This window comes from Micromonospora profundi (assembly GCF_011927785.1).
In the GTDB taxonomy this organism is placed as follows: Bacteria; Actinomycetota; Actinomycetes; order Mycobacteriales; family Micromonosporaceae; genus Micromonospora; species Micromonospora profundi.
This window is the reverse complement of record NZ_JAATJK010000001.1, coordinates 2,176,887-2,193,935: the sequence shown is the minus strand read 5'-3', so window position 1 is coordinate 2,193,935 and position 17,049 is coordinate 2,176,887. Positions and strand designations below refer to the sequence as shown.

The 17,049-nt window shown below is 71.8% G+C and carries 16 protein-coding genes; 5 read left to right on the top strand and 11 right to left on the bottom strand.

Features of this window, described 5'->3' with window-relative positions:
* Nucleotides 1–183 precede the first annotated feature (183 nt).
* Together F4558_RS09610 and F4558_RS09600 are read left to right on the top strand one after the other, a co-directional pair.
* A complete protein-coding gene (locus F4558_RS09610) occupies nt 184–1,377 on the top strand; it encodes an endo-1,4-beta-xylanase (protein ID WP_053661285.1) in 1,194 nt (397 codons plus the stop codon).
* A gap of 198 nt (nt 1,378–1,575) precedes the next feature.
* Nucleotides 1,576–2,517 carry an endonuclease/exonuclease/phosphatase family protein gene (locus tag F4558_RS09600; protein ID WP_245241298.1) on the top strand — a complete coding sequence of 314 codons (942 nt, stop codon included), beginning with the start codon at nt 1,576–1,578 and terminating at the stop codon, nt 2,515–2,517.
* A 12-nt stretch (nt 2,518–2,529) separates the two neighbouring features.
* Here F4558_RS09600 and F4558_RS09595 read toward each other — a convergent pair whose 3' ends face one another.
* The 5 genes from F4558_RS09595 to F4558_RS09575 form a co-directional block, all read right to left on the bottom strand.
* Entirely contained in the window at nt 2,530–3,126 is a 597-nt protein-coding gene (locus F4558_RS09595; RefSeq protein WP_306271434.1) for a LutC/YkgG family protein, read from the bottom strand.
* Nucleotides 3,123–4,568 (bottom strand): LutB/LldF family L-lactate oxidation iron-sulfur protein, encoded by a 1,446-nt coding sequence (locus F4558_RS09590; RefSeq protein ID WP_167943816.1) that lies wholly within the window; start codon nt 4,566–4,568, stop codon nt 3,123–3,125. The genes F4558_RS09595 and F4558_RS09590 overlap by 4 nt, the downstream gene beginning before the upstream one ends.
* Complete coding sequence (locus tag F4558_RS09585) at nt 4,565–5,380, bottom strand: (Fe-S)-binding protein (RefSeq protein WP_312877298.1); 816 nt, start codon at nt 5,378–5,380, stop codon at nt 4,565–4,567. Before F4558_RS09585 ends, F4558_RS09590 begins: the two co-directional genes overlap by 4 nt.
* A 67-nt stretch (nt 5,381–5,447) precedes the next feature.
* A complete protein-coding gene (locus F4558_RS09580; protein ID WP_167943815.1) occupies nt 5,448–6,197 on the bottom strand; it encodes an SDR family NAD(P)-dependent oxidoreductase in 750 nt (249 codons plus the stop codon).
* Entirely contained in the window at nt 6,194–7,045 is an 852-nt protein-coding gene (locus F4558_RS09575; RefSeq protein ID WP_167943814.1) for a fumarylacetoacetate hydrolase family protein, read from the bottom strand. Before F4558_RS09575 ends, F4558_RS09580 begins: the two co-directional genes overlap by 4 nt.
* 160 nt (nt 7,046–7,205) lie before the next feature.
* Here F4558_RS09575 and F4558_RS09570 point away from each other — a divergent pair, with 160 nt between their 5' ends.
* The gene (locus F4558_RS09570) at nt 7,206–8,438 is read left to right on the top strand and encodes a trypsin-like serine peptidase (protein WP_167943813.1); all 1,233 of its coding nucleotides are present in this window, start codon (nt 7,206–7,208) and stop codon (nt 8,436–8,438) included.
* A 108-nt stretch (nt 8,439–8,546) separates the two neighbouring features.
* Here the strand turns inward: F4558_RS09570 and F4558_RS09565 are convergent, their stop codons facing one another.
* A complete protein-coding gene (locus tag F4558_RS09565) occupies nt 8,547–9,428 on the bottom strand; it encodes an MHYT domain-containing protein (protein ID WP_167943812.1) in 882 nt (293 codons plus the stop codon).
* A 165-nt stretch (nt 9,429–9,593) separates the two neighbouring features.
* Nucleotides 9,594–12,395, bottom strand: a complete 2,802-nt coding sequence (locus F4558_RS09560) for a DEAD/DEAH box helicase (RefSeq protein ID WP_053661293.1) — start codon at nt 12,393–12,395, stop codon at nt 9,594–9,596.
* 86 nt (nt 12,396–12,481) lie between these two features.
* On the opposite strand from F4558_RS09560, the gene F4558_RS09555 reads away from it, so the two are divergent.
* Nucleotides 12,482–13,252, top strand: a complete 771-nt coding sequence (locus F4558_RS09555; RefSeq protein WP_376767509.1) for an HAD family hydrolase — start codon at nt 12,482–12,484, stop codon at nt 13,250–13,252.
* 26 nt (nt 13,253–13,278) lie between these two features.
* Here the strand turns inward: F4558_RS09555 and F4558_RS09550 are convergent, their stop codons facing one another.
* On the bottom strand, nt 13,279–13,677 hold the full coding sequence (locus F4558_RS09550) for a PIN domain-containing protein (protein WP_053661295.1): 399 nt from the start codon (nt 13,675–13,677) through the stop codon (nt 13,279–13,281).
* Nucleotides 13,674–13,982 (bottom strand): hypothetical protein, encoded by a 309-nt coding sequence (locus tag F4558_RS09545; protein WP_053661298.1) that lies wholly within the window; start codon nt 13,980–13,982, stop codon nt 13,674–13,676. Before F4558_RS09545 ends, F4558_RS09550 begins: the two co-directional genes overlap by 4 nt.
* 117 nt (nt 13,983–14,099) lie before the next feature.
* Here F4558_RS09545 and F4558_RS09540 point away from each other — a divergent pair, with 117 nt between their 5' ends.
* A complete protein-coding gene (locus F4558_RS09540) occupies nt 14,100–15,011 on the top strand; it encodes an EamA family transporter (protein ID WP_053661299.1) in 912 nt (303 codons plus the stop codon).
* Here F4558_RS09540 and F4558_RS09535 read toward each other — a convergent pair.
* Nucleotides 14,974–15,912: a diacylglycerol kinase gene (locus F4558_RS09535; protein ID WP_167943811.1), complete on the bottom strand. Its 939-nt coding sequence runs from the start codon at nt 15,910–15,912 to the stop codon at nt 14,974–14,976. The two genes, F4558_RS09540 and F4558_RS09535, sit on opposite strands and share 38 nt — an antisense overlap.
* Nucleotides 15,913–16,092: 180 nt before the next feature.
* On the bottom strand, nt 16,093–17,046 hold the full coding sequence (gene tatC / locus F4558_RS09530) for a twin-arginine translocase subunit TatC (protein ID WP_167943810.1): 954 nt from the start codon (nt 17,044–17,046) through the stop codon (nt 16,093–16,095).
* Between the last annotated feature and the right edge of the window lie 3 nt (nt 17,047–17,049).

Sequence of the window (17,049 nt, the reverse complement as noted above, 5' to 3'; positions counted from 1 at the left end):
TCCATCGACGGGCTTAACGTTTCGAGCAAGTTTCCGGTTCCTCCGTGGAACCATCGGCGCCACCCCCTGACCTGTCCACACCCCGGCACCCGGCGCCGACTTCCGTTTCCGTCACACCGAATCCGGGGCCGCACCCTCCCTTCAAAGATCGACATCTGTCGATCAATATCGAGAGGAAGGCAGATGAAGCCAAGACGGTGGATCAGCGTCGGCGCCGTCGCCGTCGCGACCGCTGCGGCGCTGAACGCGGTGCCCGCCACCGCGAGCCGACCGTACGACCCGACAGCGCAGACCCTCGGCGCTCTCGGCCAGCGCCACGGCCTGCACATCGGCACGGCTGTCAACGCGACTGCCCTCAACGACGCCAGCGACCCGCAGTACCGCCGGTTGGCGGCCACCGAGTTCTCCTCGGTCACCGCCGAGAACGCCATGAAGTGGGAGAGCCTGGAACCCACCCGGGGCACCTACGACTGGGCCGCCGCCGACCAGCTCATCGAGTTCGCCAAGCGCAACAGGCAGAGCGTCCGGGGCCACGTGCTGGTCTGGCACAACCAGGTGCCGGCCTGGCTGACCAGCGGCGTCGCCGACGGCAGCATCAGCAAGCAGGAGCTGCGCGACCTGTTGCGCAAGCACATCACCACCGTCGTGAGCCGCTACAAGGGCAAGATCTGGCAGTGGGACGTCGTCAACGAGGCAGTCAGCGACCCGTGGGACACCCCGTCGACCCTGCACTACAAGGGCTTCTGGGCACAGAACCTCGGCCCCGACTACATCGCCGACGCGTTCCGCTGGGCACGCGCCGCCGACCCCAAGGCGCTGCTGTTCTACAACGACTACAACATCGAGGCGTTCGGCTCCGGCAACCCCGCCGACGACAAGACGCAGTTCGTCTACGACATGGCCAAGGGGCTGCGCGCCAAGGGCGTCCCGATCGACGGCGTCGGCGCACAGGGCCACCTGGGCACCCAGTACGGCAACTTCGACACCCTCCAGGTGACTGCCGCGCTGAAGCGGTTCGCCGGGCTCGGTCTGGCCACCGCCTTCACCGAGGTCGACGTACGCAGCGAGATGACCGAGGCCGTGCGGGCCGGCAACTCCGCCGAGATCAACCCCCGGTTGCAGGCGTCGGCTGCCAACTTCAGCGTGCTGATGAAGGCGTGCCTCGCCGTCCGCACCTGCCTGTCGTACACGGTGTGGGGTTTCAGCGACAAGTACTCCTGGGTGCCGGAGTGGTTCAGTGACCCGCCGGAGGGCATGGCCACCATCTACGACGAGAACTACCAACCCAAGCGGGCGTACCAGGAGATCAAGTCCGACCTGATCTTCGCCGGACCGCCGTACGTGCTGCCTCGCATCGCGCCGAAGCCGCGCCGCTGAGCTGGCGCGGGCCGGGTGTGGGGCTGACCTCCCGCACCCGGCCCGCGTCGCGCGACCGGTCAGTCGGTCGGCAGGAGGGGACGCATGAACGTCCGCTCGTAGCGCACCACACAGCCCGACTCGTCGCGGATGCGGTCCGCCGCCACGTCGGCCCACAGTAGGATCAACGGCACGTCGCCTCCCCCATCCGGAGTCCGCATGCCCGAGCAGCCGGGCGCCTCCGGCACCCGATCCTGGTGGCACCCGCGCGGCCTCAGTCGACTCCGCGGTCGCGGCAGCCCCGGTCGCTCGTACCGACAGCTCCGCCGGGCCCTTGCCGTCGGCTGCCTGATCGCCGCCGCCGCGGTGCCGGCCGGCTCGTCGGTGGCCCGGCCTCCGGTCGCCGCCGACCTCCCCGCGCCCACCATCCTGCAAATGCTCCAGATGAACCTGTGCAACAGCGGTCGTGCCGGCTGCTACACCGGCCGATCGGTGACCAGGGCCGCCGAGGTGATCACGGCCGAGCGGCCCGACCTGGTCACCCTCAACGAGATCTGCCGGGACGACATGGCAGCCCTGCACCGCGTCCTCGCCGACGCGCACACCGGCGCCACGGTCGTGTCCGCCTTCCAGGCGGCCGGCGACCGTCCCAGCGGCGCCGACACCTGGTGCCGCAACGGCCAGTCGTACGGGATCGGGTTGCTGGCCCGCCTGCGGACGCCGGACAGCGGCCACACCGTGCACAGTGGCATACACCCGATACAGGACGTCGCCGACCCCGAGGAACGGGCCTGGCTCTGCGTCGACGTCACCGGAGCGCTGCTCGCCTGCACCACCCACTTGGCGGCCACCAGTCGCACCGTCGCGCTCGCCCAGTGCGGCCACCTGTTCGACGAGGTCCTGCCAACCCTGCGGGGCGGTGCCGGCCACACGCCCACCATGCTGGCCGGCGACCTCAACCTCCGCGCGGGCGGCGACCCGGATGTGCGGGCCTGCACACCGCCGGGCTATCTGCGGGTCGACGACGGCGCACTGCAACACGTCCTGGCCAGCGGCGACATCATCCCGGCCCGCACCAGGTCGGTGGGCATGGAGGGCGCTACCGACCACCCCGCGCTGCTGACCACCCTCACCATCGACGGCAGGCGTACCGACAGCTGACCGGCCCGCGAGTCAGGGCAGCAGGAGGACGTGCAACAGGCGTGGGCCGTGCACCCCCTCCACCCGGATCAGCTCGATGTCGCTCGTGGCCGAGGGGCCGCTGATCCAGGTCAGTGGGCGGTGTGGCGTCAGTCGGGCGAGCGCCTCGGGCACTGTGGCCACCACCTGGTCGGCGCGGACCACGCAGATGTGCCGGTCCGGCAGGAGGCTGAGCACCCGACGCCCCTGGTCGGGAGAGCCGTCCAGGACGACGGTGCCGGTCTGGGCGATGGCGACCGCGGCGGCGGTGACGACCGCGTCCGCGGCGCCGATCCGCGCGTTGTCCAGGCCGTCGTCGGGCAGGGCTGTCACCGTCGGCGGCAGCCACGCAGGCGGCAGACCCGGAGGTACGACGACAGTGCCGCCCGGCGGCAGGATGCCGGCGATCGTGTCGGCCACGGCGGCTTCGGCGACCCGGTGCACGTGTGCCCGGTAGTCGGTCAGCCGCTGCACCAGTTGGTCGAGGTCGAGGGTGCCGGTGTGCCGGTAGTCGCGGGGCACCTCCACCGGCTCCGTGCCGCCGGCGAGCGCGGCCCGCAGCCGGCCGAGAACGACGTCGCGCGAGCTCACCGGTCGGCCCACCAGTCACGGAACGTCTGCGCCGGTGGTTCCGGCAGGTCTCGGCTGCCGGTCCAGCCGTTCAGCGGCGGCGGCAGACCCCTCCCGCGCCGGCCGGCGAACCGGCTCAGGCGGGCGGCGCGCTGCCCGGCCGCGTACAGCCGGGGATGGTCCATGGCGTACGCGGCGGCGGCCATCGCTATCGACTCTGCTGTGGGTCGGCGATGCGACTCGACGGCCTCGGCCCGCAGGTGCACCAGCAGCTCCGGAATGTTGATCTTCACGGGGCAGGCGTCGTAGCACGCGCCGCACAGCGTCGAGGCGTACGGCAGTGAGGCGTTGTCCTCGATGCCGGTGAGCTGAGGTGACAGCACCGCCCCGATCGGCCCCGGATACACCGACCCGTAGGCGTGCCCGCCGGCGCGCTCGTACACCGGGCACACGTTGAGGCAGGCCGAGCAGCGGATGCACCGCAGCGCCTGCCGTCCGACCTCGTCGGCGAGCACCGCGCTGCGCCCGTTGTCAAGCAGCACGAGGTGGAACGCCTGCGGCCCGTCCCCGGGGGTGACACCTGTCCACATCGACGTGTACGGGTTCATCCGCTCCCCCGTCGACGCCCTCGGCAGCAGTTGGAGGAACACCTCGAGGTCCCGCCAGGTCGGCACCACCTTCTCGACACCGAGCACGGTGATCAGCGTCTGCGGCAGGGTGAGGCACATCCGGCCGTTGCCCTCGGATTCGACGACGGCAAGCGTGCCGGTCTCGGCGACGGCGAAGTTTCCGCCGGACACCGCCACAGGCGTACTCAGGAAGGTCTGCCGCAGGAAGCGGCGCGCGGCGGCGGCGAGGGCCGTGGGGTCGTCGGTAAGCGTCGGGTCGACGCCGGGCATCTCGCGGAGGAAGATCTCGCGGATCTCCGCCCGGTTGCGGTGGATCGCGGGGACCAGGATGTGGCTGGGCCGGTCACCACCGAGCTGCACGATGAGTTCGGCGAGGTCGGTCTCGACAGGCGTGATACCGGCGGCAACGAGCGCCTCGTTGAGGCCGATCTCCTGGGTCGCCATGGACTTGACCTTGATGACCCGGTCCACGCCGGTCGCCCGGACGAGGTCGGTGACGATCCGGTTGGCCTCCACCGCGTCCGCCGCCCAGTGCACGACGCCGCCGGCCTCGGTGACCCGCGCTTCGAGCTGCTCCAGCAGTTCGGGCAGGCGGGCCAGGGTGTCGGCCTTGATCGCCGCACCTGCCGCCCGTAGCTGCTCCCAGTCGGGCAGCTCGGCGATGACGCCGCCGGACTTCGCGCGGATCGTCGTCGTCGCGTGCCGCAGGTTGCGCCGCAACTGCGGGTCGGCCAGGCCGCGCCGCGCGGCGGCCGGAAACGACTCCGCGCCGCGTAGGTGGCCCACCCCGGGCGGCGCGGTCGCCGGCATGCCGAGGAACGTCCGGCGCGTCATGGCCGCGCCGCCGGCCTGTTGGCGGCAGGGCTTGTCGCTGCCTGCTCGGTCGAGCCCAGGATCTCGGCCCGGCTTGTCGCGGCCTGCTCGGTCGAGGCCAGGATCTCGGCGAGGTGCACGACACCGACCCCGGTCCGCAGCCGTGACAGGCCTCCGCCGATGTGCATGAGGCAGGAGGCGTCGCTGGCGGCGCACACGTCGGCGCCGGTGGCGAGCACATGGCGCATCTTGTCCGCGAGCATCGCCGTGGAGGTCTCGGCGTTCTTCACCGCGAAGGTGCCCCCGAACCCGCAGCACTGGTCGGCGGCCGGCAACTCGACAAGGGTGAGGCCGCGCACCTCGCTCAGCAGTCGTCGCGGCCGGTCCCCCACCCGCAGCATCCGCGACGAGTGGCAGGTCGGGTGGTACGTGACCCGGTGCGGGTAGTACGCGCCCACGTCGGTGACCCCGAGCACGTCGACAAGCAACTCCGACAGCTCGTACGTCCGCCGGGCCACCGACTCGGCCCGCCCGGCGAGCCGTTCGTCGCCCGCCCGCCGGGCCACCATGGCGTGCTGGTGCCGCACCGACCCGACGCAGGAGCCCGACGGCGCGACGATCACGTCGTACGTGTCGAAAACGTCCACGTGCCGGCGTACCAGGGGCACCGCGTCGCGCTGGTAGCCGGTGTTGACGTGCATCTGACCGCAGCAGGTTTGGCCCTGCGGAAAGGCGACCTCGTGGCCGAGCCGCTCCAACAGCCGCACGGTGGCGATGGCCGCCTGCGGGAACATGGTGTCGGCCAGGCAGGTCACGAACAGCGCGATCCGCACGGGCCACCTCCACCTGTCGGCCCATTCTGCGCCACCGGCACCGGCGGCAGGGGACGGGGTGTGGCAGTCATGGCCGTACGCGCAGGTGGGTGACGCCGCCGTCGACGTCCAGCACGGTGCCGGTGGTGGAGCCCGAGCGCGGCGACGCCAGGTAGAGGATCGCGTTCGCGACCTCCTCGGGTGTCACCAGTCGGCCGATGGGCTGGCGTGCCTGCAACGCCACCCGCTCGGCGGCCGGATCATCGGCCTGCGCCAGTAGGCGACCGACCCACGGTGTGTCGGCGGTGCCGGGGCACACGCAGTTGACCCGGATGCCCTCGCGGACGTGGTCGGTGGCCATGGCGAGGGTCAACGACAGCACGGCGCCCTTGCTTGCCGAGTAGAGCGCCCGGTTGGGCAGGCCGTTGAGCGCGGCGATGGACGAGGTGTTGACGACCGACGCGTGCTCCGAGCGGCGCAGCCACGGCAGGGCGGCGCTGACCACCCGGGCCATGCCGACCACGTTGACGTCGAGGACCAGGTGCCACTCGTCGTCGGTGTTGTCGGCCACCGTGCCGGTTGCGCCGACGCCTGCGTTGTTGACGACCACGTCGATGCCACCGAGGTCGGCGGCGACCGCACCGACCGCCTCCTGCACCGACGCACGGTCGGTCACGTCTGCGGTGTAGCCGGCGATGCCCTCGTCCAGGCCGCTCGGGTCGAGGTCAAGGACCGCCACCCGGGCACCCCGGGCGAGCAGTTCCAGGGCGGTGGCGCGACCGATGCCGGACGCGCCACCGGTGACGATCGCTGTCAGCCCGGCGAACTCCCCGGTCATGCCGCCACCATCGTCTGGCGGGCACGGCCCAGGCCGGCGATCTCCGTCTCCACCACGTCACCGGGCCGCAGGTAGGGGTGGTCCGGAAGGCCGAGCGCCACGCCGGCCGGAGTGCCCGTGTTGATGACATCGCCGGGGTACAGGACCATGAACTGGCTGAGGTACCAGACGACGTGCGCCACCGGGAAGATCATGTCGCGGGTGGACCCGTCCTGACGCAGAACCCCGTTGACCCACAACCGCAGCGCGAGCGACTGCGGGTCGTCGATCTCGTCGGCCGGGACGAGACTCGGCCCCAGCGGGTTGAACGTCTCGCAGCTCTTGCCCTTGTCCCACTGGCCTCCCCTGTCGAGCTGGAACTCGCGCTCGGAGACGTCGTGCGACACCGCGTACCCGGCGATGTGCCGCATTGCCTGTTCCGGCGAGTCGGCGTACCGGATTGTGGTGCCGACGACCACAGCGAGTTCGACCTCCCAGTCGGTCCGGGTGGAGCCGCGCGGGATGTGCACGTCGTCGAACGGCCCGACGATTGTCATCGGGTCCTTCATGAACACCACAGGCTCGGCGGGCAGTGTCGCACCTGTCTCGGCGGCGTGGTCGCGGTAGTTGAGCCCGATGCAGACGATCTTGTTGGGGCGTGCGAGGGGCGCGCCCACCCGCAGTGCGGCGGCGTCGGGCAGCTCGGCCAGCTCTACGCGCCCGAGCGCGGCACGGGTACGCGCGATCCCCTCCGACGCCCAGAACGCCCCATCCAGATCGGCGGTGAGCGGCCGCAGGTCGTAGGTCGTGCCGTCGTGCTGGACCACCGGGATCTCCCGGCCGGGCGGGCCGAGCCGCTGGAAGTTCATCGTCATCTCCTCTGTGAACGTTCGCGGTCATTCAACACCTGTCGCCCGGGCGCCGCGTACCGATCATGGGTGTCGTATATCGATGGCCTTGCATGTCTTGCATCTGCTCGTGTAGGAAGGCTGCAGCACCACCAGGTGCTGTTTCTGGGGAGGAGCAACGATGAAACACGCTCTACGCCGCCTGCGAGCGGTCGCCGTCACAGTCGGCGCCTGCGCGCTCGGGTTCACCCTGCTGCCGCTACCCGCCGCCGCAGAGACGCCCGTCCGACCTCTCGCGCCACAATCCGAACGGGCACCCGAGTCGAGCCAGTTCTCGGCCGAGGGCGTCACCACGGTCGGCGAACTCCGCGTCGTCGACGGCACCCTCTCCTACCGGCGCGACCAGCGGACCCAGATCATCCGGCACCCCGGCGCGACGTACATCAAGGTGCACTTCAGCGCGCTGCGCCTGGGCCCCAGCGACTACGTCACCGTGTCCAGCCCGGACGGCCGGGAGAGCTACCGGTACGACAGCCACCTCAGCACGTCGAGCGGATCGCCCTACACGACCGACGGCCAGCCGGGATTCTGGGCGATGTCGGTGGACGGCGACACGGCGGTGGTGACGCTGCACAGCAGCGGCCCCTCGCGCGGCACCACGGCCACCATCGACCGGTTCTGGCGCGGCTACGACCCCACGGAGATCACCCAGCACAACTTCTCCACGCTGTCCGTGTGCAGCACCGACGCCCGACGCGACGCGGTCTGCTACCAGAGCAGCCACCCCACCGAGTTCGCCCGGGGCCGGGCCGTGGCACGCCTGCTGATCAGCGGCGGCGGGATGTGCACCACCTGGCGCGTCGGCAACACCAACCGGATGCTGACGAACAAGCACTGCTTCTCCACCCAGGCCGCCGTCAGCGGCAGCGAGATGCAGTTCAACTACCAGTGCGCCACCTGCGGCGGCGCGAACCCGGGCGCCGGCACGAAGGTCAGCGGCGCCACCCTCTACAAGGTGAGCAGCGGCGGCTCCAGCCAGTTGGACTACGCCCTGTTCTCGGTGAACAACTTCGCCAGCATCCAGACCTTCGGCACCCTGTACCTGGCCACGAGCGCCACCACCACCGGCACTCGGATCTACATTCCCGGCCACGGCGACGGCAGCCCCAAGCGACTGTCGATCTACGAGGACACCCAGGGCGGCGCGACGTGCACTGTCAAGAACGCCAACTACAACACGTACAACATCAGCTACAGCTGTGACACGTCCGGCGGCAACTCTGGCTCGCCGGTGCTCAACGCCAGCCACCGGGTGATCGCCCTGCACCACCTCGGCGGCTGCCCGTCCAACCAGGGCGCGAAGGCGCACCTCATCTACAACGAGATCGCCAGCCTGATCGACAACAACGGCTGACCACGACGGGCCGTCGGGGCTGTGCCCCGGCGGCCCCGCCGTGGCCGGGGAGGCGCTCTTCGCGGCGTCCCGTTCCTCAGCATCGAGGAGCGGGTCCGCCAGTCGACGTCAGCGGGGCGGGTTGTCCCGGCGTGACGGGAACGGGGTGCCCGGCTGGCCGAGGGTGGAGCGGGCGCGCAGCCCGACCGGGTCCGGCGCTGCCACCGGCGCCGCCGGCTGCTCCGGAATCCGGCGTGCGTTCAGGTACGCGGCGCCGGCCAGGTCGTCGTCGGTGGGCGCGGCGAGCAGGGCGTACAGCAGCCCGACCACTCCGAAGATCACCGCCAGGACGATCGGCACCAGCAACGCGCTCACTCCGGCGCCGGCCACGCCGCCCTGCCGCTCGTGCAGGTGCACCGAGAGGGCAGTCATGCCGGTGAAGTGCATCCCGTTCACCGCGATGCCCATGACCAGGGCGGAGGCGAAGATGACAAGGCCACGGCGGACGGTCATGGCCAGCCACAGCGCGACGGTGGACGCGACGACAGCGATGACCACCGAGAGCACGACCCGGAGGGTGTCGTAGCGGAGGCTGCCGTTGAGGTGCATCGCCGCCATGCCCGTGTAGTGCATGGCAGCGACGCCTGCGCCGGTGAAGACACCTCCGGCGATCAGCCGCACCGGGTTCAGCCGGCCGGTTCCCACGATGGCCAGGCCGATGCCGACCGCCACCACGGCGATCACGGTGCTGGCCGCGGTGAGCGGCACGTCGTACCGGATGCGGGTGCCGTCGACGGCGAAGCCGAGCATGGCCATGAAGTGCATCGCCCAGATGGCGGTGCCACCGATGGCCCAGGCCGAGAGGAGACCCCACCAGGCGCGCTGCCCGGCGGTACGGGCCGTTCTGATGCGGCCGGCGCACACGAGCCCGAGGATCGAACCGAGGACGGACAGCGCGTAACTCAGCGCAGGTGTGATCCACCCGTACTCAAAATGATTGATCTCCGCCATGGCGGTCTGCTCCCCACTGGTCACCAGCGCGCGTGCACGGCGCTCGGGCAATGATCAGGGGTGCTCCGGGCCGATGCAACAGTGACCCCGGGGCTATCCGGGGCGTACTGTCACGGTGACCGTCCGCTGTGTCGCCTCGTCAGCGGCCGTGACCGAAAGTGATCATTACGCTGAGGTGTGGTACGCCAGTACGCCTCGGTTGATGGCCGCTATTGCCTGCCGGGCGGTGGAACGCAGCTCCGGCGCCGCGCCACCAGAGTCAGCAAGTTGACCAAGTAGGTCGACGACCTGCCGCGCCCACCGGACGAAGTCACCGGCCGGCATCTCACCGTCGATCTCGTGGCCGCTGCCGAGCACCTTCGCCAACGCCTCGCCCCGCGCCCACCGGTACACCGGCCAGGCGAAGCCCAGATCCGGCTCCCTGGTGGCGGTCAACCCGCGCGCCGCCTCGTCGGCCTCGATCTCCCCCCACAGCTTCAGCGTCTCGTCCACGGCGTCGGCCACCGGCCCGCGCGGCAGCGACGCCCGTTCGTCGACGTCGCGGCGCGCCTCGAAGACCACCACCGACACCGCGGCGGCCAGTTCGGCCGGCGACAACCCGTTCCACACGCCCCGCCGCAGGCACTCGGCCACCAGCAGGTCCGCCTCGGTCCAGATTCGGCCGAGCATCCTGCCCGCGTCGGTGACAGCGCCGTCGCGGGCGAGGTAACCGCGCTCGGTCAACAGCGCCACGATCCGGTCGAAGGTCCGCGCGAGCGACCCGGTACGCCCGGACACCCGTTCGCGCAGCTCCTCGGTGTCCCGTTCCAGACGGCGGCGGCGCTCCGCCCAGCGGGCGTGCTCCTCCCGCTCCGGGCAGGCGTGGCAGGGGTGCCGGCGCAGCTCGGTCCGCAGTTGGGCGACCTGGTGGTCCTCGCCCGGCGTCTGCCGGGACCGGCCACCACGCCGACCGCCGTGCCGGTCCAGGCCGGTGCCACTGACCTCGGCGGCGAGATCACGCCGGGCCGCCGGCGAGCGGTGGTTGAAATGCTTGGGCACCCGGATCCGGGCCAGCACCTCGGCCGGGGTGGTGAAGTCGCCAGGGCTGACCCGCCCCGCCCAGCGGTCCTGGGTGAGCACCAGCGGACGCGGTTCGCCGAACCCGCCGGTCGCCGGGTCCAGCACCACGGCCAGGCCGGCCCGCCGGCCCGACGGCACCCGGATCACGTCGCCGATCCGCAGCCGCTCCAGCGACGCCACCGCCGCGGCCTTCCGCTGCGTCTGCCCCTGCCGGGCGATGGCCTTCTCCCGGTCGGCGATCGCCACGCGCAGCGCGAAGTACTCGTCGAAGTCGCCGTGGTGGCAGGCGGCCTCCGCGCCGTACGCCTCGATGGTCTCGGTGTTGCGCTGCACCTGCCGGGCCAGGCCGACCACCGACCGGTCGGCCTGGAACTGGGCGAACGACGACTCCAGCAGGGCGCGGGCCGGCTCCGCGCCGACAGTGCCGACCAGGTTCACCGCCATGTTGTACGAGGGCCGGAAGCTCGACCGCAGCGGATAGGTGCGGGTGGACGCGAGCCCGGCGACATGCCGCGGGTCGGTCTCCGGGGACCACACCACCACGGCGTGCCCCTCCACGTCGATGCCCCGTCTGCCGGCCCGCCCGGTGAGCTGCGTGTACTCCCCCGGGGTCAGGTCGACGTGCGCCTCACCGTTGTACTTGACGAGCCGCTCCAGGACGACGCAGCGGGCCGGCATGTTGATGCCCAGGGCGAGGGTCTCGGTGGCGAAGACCGCCTTGACCAGGCCCCTGACGAACAACTCCTCGACGATCTCCTTGAACACCGGCAGCATGCCGGCGTGGTGGGCCGCGAGGCCGCGCTCCAGGCCGTCGAGCCACTCCCAGTAGCCAAGCACCGTCAGGTCCTCGCCGGGAATGGCGGTGACGCGGGACTCGACCACCCGGCGGATCTCGGCCCGCTCGTCGGGCGAGGTGAGCCGCAGCCCGGCGGCGAGGCACTGCTGCACCGCGGCGGCGCACCCGGCGCGGCTGAAGATGAACAGGATCGCCGGCAGCAGGCCCTCACGGTCCAGCCTGTCGACGATGTCCGGGCGCATCGGGCCGCGCCACCGTGGCCCACGCCGACCGGCGCCCGGCCCGGCGCTGCGCCCCTCCCCCAACTCCAGGCGGCGCATCTGGTCGCGGGTGTAGCGCAGCAGCTCCGGGTGCACGTCGTGCTTGCGGGCGGCGTCGGCGTCGTGGAACAGGTCGAACATCCGCTTGCCGACAAGCATGTGCTGCCACAGCGGCACCGGCCGGTGCTCGCTGACCACCACCGCCGTCTCGCCGCGCACGGTGACCAGCCAGTCGGCGAACTCCTCGGCGTTGGACACCGTCGCCGACAGCGAGACCAGTGTCACCGAGGCGGGCAGGTGGATGATCACCTCTTCCCACACGCCACCGCGGAACCGGTCGGCGAGGTAGTGCACCTCGTCCATCACCACGTAGGCGAGTCCTTGAAGGGTGCTGGAGCCCGCGTAGAGCATGTTGCGCAGCACCTCGGTGGTCATCACCACCACCGGAGCGTCACCGTTGATGGCGTTGTCGCCGGTGAGCAGGCCAACCTGCTCGGCGCCGTAGCGGGCGACCAGGTCGTGGTACTTCTGGTTGGACAGCGCCTTGATGGGCGTCGTGTAGAAGCACTTGCGCCGCGCCGGTGGCGTCGTCGCGCCGTCGGCCGGCGCCGGGTCGTCGGGCCGCCCCCGCAACGCCAGGTGTACGGCGAACTCGCCGACCACCGTCTTGCCGGCGCCGGTGGGGGCGCACACCAGCACCCCGCTGCCCCGTTCGAGGGACTGACACGCCTCCCGCTGGAAGTCGTCGAGGTCGAACCCCAGGTCAAGGGCGAACTCGTCCAGCGCCGGGAACTGTGAGGCCTGCGCGGCCCGGCGGCGCGCCGCTGCGTACCGCTCGGCGGGGCTCGACATGGCACCAAGATTAGTGCGTGCCGGGACACGACACCCGACAAGGCCGTCCGGAGGGGCCGTCAGCGGGGGTCGGTAGGGTGCACGGCGTGCCGGACCATGCCGAACCGCCCCAGACCAGTCCGCAGGGCAGTGTCGACGACGCCGCCGCCCCCCGGGCCTCCCGACGGCCCGTCAAGGCGGTGCTCTTCGACTTCCACGGCACCCTGGCCCAGGTGGAGGAGCCCCGGCGGTGGGTACTGGAGGCCGCCGCCGCGTGCGGGGTCACCCTGGACCCGGTCCGGGCCACGTCCCTTGCCGATCGGCTCCTGACAGCCGGGCGCGCCGGCGGCCCGCTGCCGGCCCGGGTGCCGCCCCGGCTGGCCGAGTTGTGGGCCGACCGGGATCTCTACGAGCACGCGCACCGGGCGGCGTACACGGGGCTGGCCGAGACCGTCGACGCCGGCATCGAGGGCTTCGCCGAGGCGCTCTACGAGCGGCTGCTCGTCGCCGACGGCTGGCTGCCGTACCCGGACACCACGCCCACGCTGACCGCGCTGCGCGACGCCGGTGTGAAGGTGGCGGTGGTCAGCAACATCGGCTTCGACCTGCGACCGCACTTCGACACCTGGGGCCTGACCGACCTCGTCGACGCGTTCGTGCTGTCCTACGAGGTGGGGCGCTGCAAGCCCGACCCGGCGATCTTCTGGCGGGCCTGCGGGATGCTCGGCGTCGACCCGGAGCAGACGCTGATGGTCGGCGACACCCCGGCGGACGCGGGCGCGGTGGCCGCCGGCTGCGCGGTGCTGGTGCTCCCGGCCGCCGACCCGGGCCGGGAGAACGGGCTCGGCGCGGTGCTGGACCTGACCCTGCCGGCCTGACCCGCGCAGGGCCAGCCGCCGTGCGGTCAGCCCGGAACGCGGATCACCGGTAGCTCGCCGTCGCCGTAGCGGTCCTCGCCGGTCAGGATCGAGGCGTCGTGTTCGAGGACGGCCAGCGCGGTGGTCGCCAGGTCGGCGCGGCCCGTCAGCGTGCGCCAGTAGCTGAGTTCGTGCCAGGAGTGCCCGTCGGTGGCGAGCACCGCGCAGGCGTCCAGGGCCAGCAGCCGGTGCAGGGTCGCCCGGTCTTTCGGGTCGCTGACGACCGCCAGGGTCTCCGCTACGGTCACGGCGGTGACGCCGAACCTGTTGCGGTCCTGGATGACCTCGTGCAAGGGTTCGCCGACATGCACCGACCCCGCCAGGTACGCCAGCAGCGCCGACCGGTCCAGCACGAGCCGGACCGGCCGGTCATCCTCGCGGGTCACGCGGCCGGCTGCTCGACACCGCCCGCGGCGGTGTCGAGCAGATGCTGGCGTGCCCGCTCACGGAGTGCCTTGCGTCGCTCCGGCGACCACTCAGCCTCCACGGCGGCACGCCGGGCGCGTGCCTCGGCCACGCCCTGCTCGGTGATCTCGATGCCCTGATGGGCCAGCTCCGCGTCCAGGGCGTCCAGACGCATCCGGTCCCGCACGGCCTGCGTGATGTAGGCGCTGGCGTTGGACTCCTGTTCCAGGCGCTCCGCCACGTCGGGTGGCACGGAGATCGACAGTTTCCGCATCGCGCTGGTCATACCCGCGACGGTACGCCGGTAGTACCGCGTTGGCGAACGCTTGCGGCCGTGTCGGCGCGAGCGGCGGCCTCGGGAGCCGCCCGAGAACGGCCGATGCCGATCGCCTAGCGTCGTGCCGTGACGGACACCCTGCTGCCCACCCCGCGCGCGGCCGACGCGCCGCCCGAGCGCCGTGGCGGCGTCGTCGCCGTGGGCCTGGTGCTCGGCGGGGCGCTGTCGGTGCAGTTCGGCTCGGCCCTGGCCGCGCTGATCTTCCCGCGTACCGGGGTGGCCGGAGCGGTGACCCTGCGACTGACGATCTCGGCGGTGCTGCTGCTCGTCGTGTGCCGGCCGCGCCTGCGCGGACACGACCGCTCGGCCTGGCTCGCGGTAGGCGCGTTCGGGCTGGCGCTGGCCGGCATGAACTCGCTGTTCTACCAGGCCATCGAACGCATCCCGCTCGGCCCGACGGTGACCCTGGAGGTGCTCGGCCCGCTGGCGCTGTCGGTGTTCACCGCCCGACGGCTGGCCAGCTGGTGCTGGGCAGGGCTGGCGCTGGCCGGGGTGACGCTGCTCGGGCAGAGCGGCTTCGACAGGCTCAACCCGGCGGGTGTCGCCTTCGCGTTCGGCGCGGGCGCCATGTGGGCCGCGTACATCGTGCTCAGCGCGCGGGTCGGCGGTCGGTTCCCGGGCGCGGACGGGCTGGCGCTCGCACTGGCCCTCGCCGCGCTTGTCACACTGCCCCTCGGGATCGTCGACGGCGGCGCTGTCCTGCTCGACCCGACAGTGCTGGCGCTCGGCACGGCCCTCGCGGTGCTCGCCTCCGGGCTGCCGTACACCCTTGAGCTGCTGGCGCTGCGCCGGATGCCCACCGCCACGTTCGCGGTGCTCATGAGCCTCGGCCCGGCCATCGCCACACTCGCCGGCTGGCTGGTCCTGCGCCAGCAGTTGACCCTGCTGGAGTGCGCCGCCATCCTGCTGGTCATCGTGGCGAGCATCGGCGCGGTACGGGTCAGCGCAGCAGCCGCACCGCGCCCGGCACCGCACTGATCGTCACCGGCAGGGCCAGCGACCGCTCCCCGTCGGCGTACCCGACGATGCCCTCGGCCGCCACCTCCACCGTGCGGGCACGGTAGGTGGTCACCAGCGGATGGCTGACGTGGGTGCCCTGGTAGATGCGCGGCTTCACCCGGATCAGGGTCCGGCGGTCGGCCCGGCCGGCCACCACCACGTCGAGCAGCCCGTCGGTCGGGTCGGCGTCCGGGCAGATCCGCATCCCACCGCCGTACGTCGGGCAGTTGCCCACCGCCATGAGGACCGCGTCCAGCTCGTGCGGCACCCCGTCCAGGCGCAGCGTGTACCGGCGTGGTCGCAGCCGGGCCAGCTCGACCAGGATCGCCAGGTCGTACCGACGGGGGCCGCGCGGCCACCGCATCCGGTTTGCCCGCTCGTTGACGATCGCGTCGAACCCCGCCGCGAGGACCGCCCCGTACCAGCGTTCGACGCCCTCCGCGTTGACCATCCGGGCCAGGTCGACGGCGTGGGTCCGGCCGGCGCGCAGCGCCTCGACCATCACCGCCACCGCCGCGAGGGGGTCGGCCGGGAACCCGGTGTCGACCGCGAAGTCGTTACCGGTGCCCGCCGGCACCGGCCCGAACGGCACGTCGGTGCCGGCGACCGCCTGCAACGCCTGGTGGACCGTGCCGTCCCCGCCGATCGCCACGAGCGCGCCGACGCCGTCGGCGACCGCAGCACGGCAGGCCGCCTCCGCCTCGCCCGGACCGGACGCCGACAACAGTCGTACCGGCCGGTCGGCGGCAGCCAGCCCTTCCACAAGCTGGGGCAGCAACGCGCGGTGTCGTCCCCGTCCGGCCGTCGGGTTCGTCAGCACGGCGACGGGGCCACCGGCGAGCGCACCGGGCAGGTGATCGTCTGCGGTCACGGGCAGCACCGTACCGCCCGCACACCCGCCGGTCACCTGGCTGCCGCGGCGTCTTGATCAGCCCCGCTGCCGTTGCGGCGGGCGACGGCCGGTGAGGCGCTGGCCGGCGGTGGTGTGAGCGGCTGGACACGGCGACGCCGCCCCCGGCAGGCGGGGACGGCGTCGGCGGGACCAGGCGGCGCGCGGCCGTCAGGTCATGTCGTCGTAGCGACGCTCGATCGGCGCCGGCTTGGCGATCGGCTCGGGGGCACCGATCGGCGCTGTCGCGTCGACCCGCTGCCCGGCCACGACCGGATCCGCCTCGTGCTCCAGCGGCGAGACCTCGTCGTCGTCCAGACCGGCGTAGACCTCCTTGCCGCGCCCACGCCGCTTGTCGTTGATGAACGCCACCCCGACCGCTGCGAAGTACAGAGCGCACAGACAGATCGCCAGCGCGGTCATCCCGAACGGGTCAGGGGTGGGCGTCACCACTGCGGAGAACGCGAAGAACACGAACACCGCCACCCGCCACCAGCTGAGTAGCCGCTTAGCGCTTGCCATGCCCACGAAGTTGAGCATCAGCACGATCAGCGGGAACTCGAACGCCACACCGAACAGCAAAATCAGGTTGGTGACGAACGATATGTACCTGGTGACTTCCAGCGTGGTCGAGATGTCATCGCCGGACACGTTCATCAGGAACTCGAGGCCCTTGGCGGTGACGAAGTACGCCAGCACCGCACCGGCGGCGAAGAGCGGCGCCGCCAGAGCCGTGAAGGCGTAGGCATAGCGCCGCTCGTGCCGGTGCAGACCGGGCGCGATGAACGCCCAGAGCTGGTAGAGCCAGATCGGCGCCGCGATGATCAGACCCACCCACAGGCCGATCTTCAGGTTGAGCAGGAACAGGTCCGCGGGGCCGAGCTGGACGAACAGGCACTTGCCGGTGCTCGGGTCGACCGAGCCGGGCAGGTCGCAGTACGGCCGCGACAGCAACAACCGGACCGGCTCGGCCAGCCAGATGCCGAACCCGAAGCCGATCAGGATCGCCAGCGAGGCACGAAACAGGCGGTTGCGCAGCTCGCGGACGTGCTCGATGAGCGTCATCGAGCCGTCGGCGGCCCGCTCGAACGTGCTGGGGCCGCGCTTACGCAGGGCGAAGGCCACGAT